This is a genomic window from bacterium, assembly GCA_021372775.1.
Classification (GTDB): Bacteria; Acidobacteriota; Polarisedimenticolia; order J045; family J045; genus JAJFTU01.
Genome location: JAJFTU010000234.1, coordinates 1 through 5450 on the forward strand (window position 1 = coordinate 1; position 5450 = coordinate 5450).

The window sequence follows — 5450 nt, forward strand, 5'->3', positions numbered from 1 at the left end:
GCACGCTCCGCTCGTCCACGCCGAGGCCGGTCCAGCCGGGGGCGCGGTAGGTTCCCGGCGCGAGCCACCCCGCGAGGCGCAGCAGGCAGCAGAGGACGAACGCCGCGACGGCGAGGGCGGGGACGCCGCGCCGCGAGAGCGAGGCCCGGCGGGGCGACGCGCCCGCCTCGGCGGCCGCGGCGCTCCAGAGCGGCGCGAGGAGGAGCAGCGCGGCCGGCGGCAGGAGGGCCGTGTTCCGCACGACCGGCACGGCGAGGACCGCGAAGCCGGCGAAGAGAAACGCGGGCAGGAGGCCGCGCGGGCCCGACGCCTGCGCCGTGGTCCCTCGTCCTTCGCCGCGCGCCGACGTCAGCGCCTGCGCCCCGCGTTCTTCGCCGCGCGCCGCCGCCTGAGTCCGCGTCTCGCGCCCTTCGCCGCGCGCCGCCGCCGCGCGCGCTCCGGCGAGCAATGCGGGGAGCTCGAAGAGAGCCGCGGCGAAGAGGGCGGCGGTCAGCCGGTAGGGCCACTGGACGAGGCCGGGCGGCGGCGCGGCGAGCCACGGCAGCGCGGCGGCGAAGCCGGCGAGGGCGCGCGGGACGGCGCGGCGCAGCGGCGAGCCGGGAACGAAGTAGGCCGCCGCGGCGACGAACGTCAGCGCGGCGAGGACGATCCGCGCGGCGCCGATCCCCGCGAAGAGCGACGACGTCGGCGCGAGCTCGCCGATCGCCTCGCGCAGGATCGCCTGGTCGCGCAGCGCCAGCAGCTGCCCGAGCGGCCAGAGGACCGCCTTGTAGGTCTGCGGGTGGAGGAACGAGGCGAGGAACCCGGCGAGAAGCGCGGCCCCCGCGGCGCGGACGGCGTCGCGGCGCGACGTTCCGCGCGGCGGACGGAGCGCGTCCGCGGCGAGCGCCGCGGCGAGGACCAGAAGGCCGTTGACGAAGTAGCCGTGCAGGTTGACCCAGAGCGCGAGGGTCGCCGCGACCCACGGCCAGCGGCGCGCCGGCCACGCCGCGCCGGGGGCGAGGAGGCCGACCAGCCAGCAGAGGAGCGCGAGGCTGAGCGTCTCCGGCCGCGGCTCGAGACGGAACGCGGACGCGGCGAGGCCGATCGCCGATCCGGCGGCGGCGGCGAGCGGGCCGGCGCCCCAGCGGCGCAGCAGGAAGCAGAAGCCGAGCGCGGCGAGGACCGCGAGGACGATCTGGTGGAGCGCGAGCGCGCCGACGGCGTCGAAGAGCGCGGCGACGACCGAGGCGAGCCACTTGTCGGCGACGTAGGCCTGGCCGACGAAGAGGTCGTGGAACGAGGAGACGCCGATCGACGACGGATGCAGGAGATGCTCGCGTCCGGCGGCGACCTGCTGGAAGACGTCCGGATCGACGATCCGGTGCAGCCCGAAGACGATTCCCGCGAAGGCCGCGGCGAGATACGGGGCCGCGCGGCGCGCCGTCGGCGCGGCCGCGCGCGGGGCGGCCGCGGCTTCTTTCGGGGAGGGCCTCTTCACGCCGCGCATTCTCCACCATCGCGGCGCGTTCGTCCCGCGCGGAAAGACCGGCGGCGGCCGCGCGTTCGCCGCCGTCGCGGCGTGCGTTCCGCGGGGGCGGGTCGGGCCGCGCCTTCTCCGCCGTCGCGGCGTTCGTTCCGCGGGGGCGAATCAGGAGCGGCCGCGCGTCGCCTTGGCCACCGCCTCGCGCCAATGGGCGAGGCGCTCGGAGACGTACCGCTCGTTCCCTTGATCGGACGGCTCGTAGTAGCGGACGCCGCGCAGCTCCTTCGGCAGGTAGTGGACCGGCGCGTGGTGTCCCGGCTCGTCGTGCGGGTAGCGGTAGCCGCGCCCCGCGCCGAGCGCCTTGGAGAGCGCGGCGTGCGCGTCGCGCAGCTCCTCGGGGATCGGCAGGCTGCCCCGATTGCGCGCCTCCTCCCACGCCGCGTCGCGGGCGACGATCACCGCGTTCGACTTCGGCGCGGCGGCGAGGTAGAGCGCCGCCTCGGCCAGCGGCAGCGTTCCTTCCGGCAAGCCGAGCCGCTCGAAGGCGTCGGAGGCGGCGACCGCGACCTGCAGCGCGCGCGGATCGGCGAGGCCGACGTCCTCGGCGGCGAAGATCATCATCCGCCGCGCGGGGAAGCGCGGATCCTCGCCGGTCTCGATCATCCGCATCAGGTAGTAGACCGCGGCGTCCGGGTCGGAGCCGCGCAGCGACTTGATGAAGGCGGAGGCGACGTCGTAGTGGACGTCCCCCTGGCGGTCGGACTGCAGCATCCGCCGCTGCGCCGCCGTGCGGACGTCGTCGAGCGTCGCCTCGCCGCCGCCGCGGGCGCGCGCGAGGTCGGCGACGATCTCCAGCGTCGTCAGCGCGCGCCGCGCGTCGCCGTCCGATTCGCCGACGACGGCGTCCCGCACCTCGCCCGACACCTCGACGCCGCGCCCGGCGAGGCCGCGTTCCTTGTCGGCCAGCGCGCGGTCGAGCAGCGCGCGGCAGTCGGCCGGGGAGAGCGGCTCGAGCACGAGCACGCGGCAGCGGGAGACGAGCGGGGCCACGACGGTGTGGGCCGGGTTCTCGGTCGTCGCCCCGACGAGGATCACCGTGCCGTCCTCGACGTGCGGCAGCAGGTGGTCCTGCTGCCCGCGGTGGAAGCGGTGGATCTCGTCGATGAAGAGGACGGCCCGGCCGCCGGCGCGGCGCACCTTGCGCGCCGCCTCGATCACGTCGCGGACCTCCTTGAGGCCCGACGTGACGGCGGAGAGGGGAAAGAACTGCGCCCCGGCCGCCTTGGCCAAGAGCCGCGCGATCGTCGTCTTCCCCGCGCCGGGCGGTCCCCAGAGGATCACCGAGGGGATCGCGCCGGCGGCGATCGCGCGCCGCAGGAAGCCGTTCGGGCCGACCAGCCGCTCCTGCCCGACGACCTCCTCGAGGGCGCGCGGACGCATCCGCTCGGCGAGCGGCGCGGACGGCGACGCGACCTCGGGCGGTTCCTCGAAGAGGAATCCGTTCATCGGCGCGCTCCCGTTCGGCGCGTCGGTCCGGCGGCGCTCGGTCGTTTCATCGGCGGCTCAGCGCAGCGCGGCGGCGATCTCGGCGACGATCGCGTCGGCCGCCGCGGCCGGGTCGGGAGCGGCGACGATCGGGCGGCCGACGACGAGCAGGCTCGAGCCGTCCTTGATCGCGTCGAACGGCGTCGCGACCCGCGCCTGGTCCCCCTTGTCCGCCCCCGCGGGACGGACGCCGGGGGTCACGAGGACCGGCCCGGGGCCGAGCGTCGCGCGCAGCTCGCCGACTTCCTGCGGGCTGCAGACCAGCCCGTCGGCGCCGGCCTCGACCGCCATCCGCGCGAGGCGGACGACGTTGTCGCGCGGCGAGCCGGCGAGGCCGATCGACGGCAGCTCCGCGGCGTCGTGCGAGGTGAGGACCGTCACCGCGAGGAGCTTCGGGCGCGCCGCGCCGAGCTTCTCCGCCGCCTCGCGCGCCGCGGCCAGCATCTTCGGCCCGCCGAGGGCGTGGAGGGTGACGTACCGCGCGGCGAGCCGCCCGGCGGAGGTCACCGCCGCGGCGGCGGTGCGCGGGATGTCGTGGATCTTGAGGTCGAGGAAGATCCCCGCGCCGCCGCTCGACGCCGCCTCGACGGCGGCCGGCCCGTAGGCGGCGAACAGCTCCAAGCCCACCTTGAAGACGCCCACGCGCCCGGCGAGCGCCGCGGCGAGGGCGCGCGCCCGCTCGAGGTCCGGAACGTCCAACGCCACAGCCAAACGGTCTTTCGCTTCGCTCATCGGTCGATCCTCAAGGCGCCGACCAGTTCGCCCACGTCCTTGACGCCGCGGGCGGCGCACCACGCGGCGAGGTCGGCGGCCACGCGCGCGGCGACGCCGGGGTCGTTGAAGTTCGCGGTCCCGATCTGCACGGCGCGCGCGCCGGCGAGCATGAACTCGACGGCGTCCTTCGCGCGGACGATCCCGCCGATTCCGATCAGCGGCACCTGCGGCATCGCCTTGTGGACCTGATGGACCATCGCCACCGCGAGCGGGCGGATCGCCGGGCCGGAAAGGCCGCCGGTGACGTTGGAGAGCTTCGGACGGCGCGTCTCGACGTCGATCGCCATCCCGACGAAGGTGTTGATCAGCGAGAGCGCGTCCGCGCCCCCTTCGACCGCCGCGGCCGCGACCTCGACGATGTCGGAGACGTTCGGCGTCAGCTTGACCCAGAGCGGGCGCGAGGTCGCGCCGCGCACCGCGCGCGTGACCTGCTCGATCGCCCGCGGCGACTTGCCGATCAGCACGCCCCCTTCCTTGACGTTGGGGCAGGAGAGGTTGAGCTCCAGCGCGGCGACGCCGTCCTCCGGCTCGAGGGCGCGGGCGACCTCGACGTAGTCCTCGGGGCAGGCGCCGTAGACGTTGACCACGATCGCCGTGTCCCGCTGGCGCAGCGCCGGCAGCTTCTCCTCGACGAACCGCTTCACGCCGACGTTCTGCAGGCCGATGGCGTTGAGCATCCCCGACGGGGTCTCGACGATCCGCGCCGGGGCGTTCCCGGCGCGGGGCCGCGGCGAGATCCCCTTGACGACGATCCCGCCGAGCCGCGAGAGGTCGAGGTACGGCTCGAACTCCAGCCCGTAGCCGAAGGTGCCCGAGGCGGTCAGGACCGGGTTCTTCAGGACGAGCCCCCGCCCGAGCTCGACCTCCATCCGCGGCGCCGCGGGGTTCACAGCCGCACCTCGCGCGCGTCGAAGACCGGCCCTTCGGTGCAGACGCGGACGAAGCGGTCGAACTCGCCGAGCGGGTCGCGCCGCTGGACGACGCAGCCGAGGCAGACCCCGAAGCCGCAGGCCATCGTTTCCTCGATCGAGACTTGGCAGGGAACGCCGTTCTCTTCGGCCAGGGCGGCGACCGCGCGGAGCATCGGCGTCGGCCCGCAGGCCATCACGATCCGCCCCGCGTCGGCCGGCGCGGCGAGCGCCGCGGCGAGCGGGGCGGTGACGAACCCCTGGACGCCGCGCGAGCCGTCCTCGGTCGCGGCGACGATCCGCCCGGCCCGCCCCTCGAGCCAGTCGAGGAGCAGGAGGTCGTCCGCCGTCCGGCCGCCGACGAAGACCGTCGTCCTGGCGCGCTGGGCCGGCGTCAGCGACTGCAGCAGCAGCGGGAACGGCGCGACGCCGACCCCGCCGGCGACGAGCAGCAGCTCCGGCGTCTCGTCGCCCTCGGGCAGCCAGAAGCCGCGCCCGAGCGGGCCGAGGACCGAAAGCTCCGCGCCGGGGCGGAGGTGGCTGAAGGCGAGCGTCCGCTTGCCGTAGACCTTGTAGACGATGTCGAAGGCCGTCGGCGTCCCCGCGCCGGGGGCGGGATCGACGAGGGCGACCGAGAACGGCCGCCGGATCAGCATCGCGTCGATGTCCGGCAGCCCGACCATCGCGAACTGCCCGGCGCGCGCCTCGGCCGCGATCTGCGGGGCGGCGAGGCGCAACTGGAAGCAACCCCCGCCGAG

Annotated in this window: 5 protein-coding genes; all 5 read right to left on the bottom strand. The window is 75.9% G+C overall.

Annotated elements, in window-relative coordinates:
• The coding region (locus tag LLG88_08415) for a hypothetical protein (protein ID MCE5246926.1) at positions 1 to 1480 on the bottom strand (1480 nt) is incomplete at its 3' end.
• Positions 1481 to 1630: 150 nt separating this feature from the next.
• Positions 1631 to 2971, bottom strand: coding sequence for a replication-associated recombination protein A (locus LLG88_08420; protein MCE5246927.1), 1341 nt, complete (start codon positions 2969 to 2971; stop codon positions 1631 to 1633).
• A 57-nt stretch (positions 2972 to 3028) separates the two neighbouring features.
• On the bottom strand, positions 3029 to 3742 hold the full coding sequence (gene pyrF, locus LLG88_08425; GenBank protein MCE5246928.1) for an orotidine-5'-phosphate decarboxylase: 714 nt from the start codon (positions 3740 to 3742) through the stop codon (positions 3029 to 3031).
• Entirely contained in the window at positions 3739 to 4653 is a 915-nt protein-coding gene (locus tag LLG88_08430) for a dihydroorotate dehydrogenase (GenBank protein MCE5246929.1), read from the bottom strand. Before LLG88_08430 ends, pyrF begins: the two co-directional genes overlap by 4 nt.
• Before the next feature lie 17 nt (positions 4654 to 4670).
• Positions 4671 to 5450: dihydroorotate dehydrogenase electron transfer subunit (locus tag LLG88_08435; protein ID MCE5246930.1), on the bottom strand; the 780-nt coding region annotated here is incomplete at its 5' end.

Bases quoted from the DNA above. Each gene is read 5' to 3' on its own strand.
- LLG88_08420 (MCE5246927.1), bottom strand. From the start codon at position 2,971: ATGAACGGATTCCTCTTCGAGGAACCGCCCGAGGTCGCGTCGCCGTCC.
- pyrF (MCE5246928.1), bottom strand. From the start codon at position 3,742: ATGAGCGAAGCGAAAGACCGTTTGGCTGTGGCGTTGGACGTTCCGGAC.
- LLG88_08430 (MCE5246929.1), bottom strand. From the start codon at position 4,653: ATGGAGGTCGAGCTCGGGCGGGGGCTCGTCCTGAAGAACCCGGTCCTG.